Consider the following 1,340-nt stretch of genomic DNA (forward strand, 5'->3'; position numbering starts at 1 on the left):
CGCCCCTGCCGAGGCCCGTTCCCGTCACGCCCCGCTGGGGGCCCCCCGGTGGACCGGGCTCGCCCCAGAGGATGCCCGTCAGCCCCGGGGCTTCTCGTCGCTGGTGAAGTCCGCGTCCACCTCGCCCCCTTCGCTCCGGGGGCGGCGGAAGGACGCGGGGCCCTCGGAGGGCTCGGTGCTCACGGGCACCTCCGAGTCCTCGAAACGCCGGGCGTCCTGGAAGGGCCCCTGTGAACGGACCGGGTCGAGCGGGTCGACGCCCGGCACGCGCCCGACGCTGAAGTGCGTGACCCGCACGGTGCCCGAGCGCAGCGTCTGCTCCAGCGAGCTGCGCACGCGGGCCGTCACCCAGCGACGCAGCGGCGGCACCATCAGCGCCAACCCGATGACGTCCGAGATGAACCCCGGCGCGATGAGCAGCGCACCGCCCATCATCACCAGCACCCCGCTGAGCAGCCCCTCCTCGGGCACTCCGCCGCCGGCCATGGCCTCACGCCAGTTGCGGAACACCCGCTCACCCTGCTTCCGGGCGATGAGGCTCCCCAGCACGGCGGAGGCGGCCAGCAGCCCGAGCGTGGCCCCCAGCCCGATGTGGTGCCCGAGCGAGATGAGCAGGTACAGCTCCGCCAGGGGCAACAGGATGCAGACGATGACGAGGGCCTTGAGCACGACCCCACGTTAACGCCAGACGCACTCCCGTGCTTACTCGCCGTTGAGCTTTGCTGTCAGGAACTTCATCACGAAGTAGAGCAGGGCGAAGCCACCCACCCCGAACAGGACCAGCCGAGTCGGCAGCGACATCCCCGGTCCCTGAGGGGTGTAGCGGGCCGCCGCGTCCATCGCCTCGGCCAGGCCGGGCGTGATCTCCATGGGGGTCGCCGTGCGCGAGTACTGCTCCGTGCGCGCGTACTGCTCCACGACGCGCTCTGTGTCCGCGGGCCCCAGCACCTGCCCCAGCTGGGGGTCGAACAGCCGCGCGTTCGCCTCGCGGGCGAGCGAGGCCGCCTCCTTCAGCACCTCGCGGATGAAGGCCGGCTGGTCCGACAACGGCACGCGCAGCTCCGTGGCCACCACGCGTCCCTTGTCGCGCAGGGGCACCACCTCCACGTCGCCCCGCTCCAGGTTCCACTCGTGCACGCCGTCCGGGCGGACGGTCCCCGGCCTTGCCGCCAGCAGGGCTTCCACCCGCGCCAGGTCGTAGGGAACGCCCGGGGCCATCGCCTGAAGGACCAACTCGTATCTCACGCGGGTTACGAGTATACGCCGCCCGGGGCGGTACCCGCTCCCCTTCCCTTTTCGAGAACGCCCCATGAAGCCTCCCCCTCCGCAACGCTCCGGCC

2 protein-coding genes are annotated in these 1,340 nt (G+C 72.0%); both read right to left on the reverse strand.

Annotated elements, in window-relative coordinates; all coding sequences use genetic code 11:
- Positions 1–78: 78 nt before the first annotated feature.
- On the reverse strand, positions 79–669 hold the full coding sequence (locus D7X12_RS41395) for an FxsA family protein (protein WP_120630569.1): 591 nt from the start codon (positions 667–669) through the stop codon (positions 79–81).
- 33 nt (positions 670–702) lie between these two features.
- The gene (locus D7X12_RS41400; RefSeq protein ID WP_244225102.1) at positions 703–1,218 is read right to left on the reverse strand and encodes a hypothetical protein; all 516 of its coding nucleotides are present in this window, start codon (positions 1,216–1,218) and stop codon (positions 703–705) included.
- Between the last annotated feature and the right edge of the window lie 122 nt (positions 1,219–1,340).

It is taken from the genome of Corallococcus sicarius, assembly GCF_003611735.1.
In the GTDB taxonomy this organism is placed as follows: domain Bacteria; phylum Myxococcota; class Myxococcia; order Myxococcales; family Myxococcaceae; genus Corallococcus; species Corallococcus sicarius.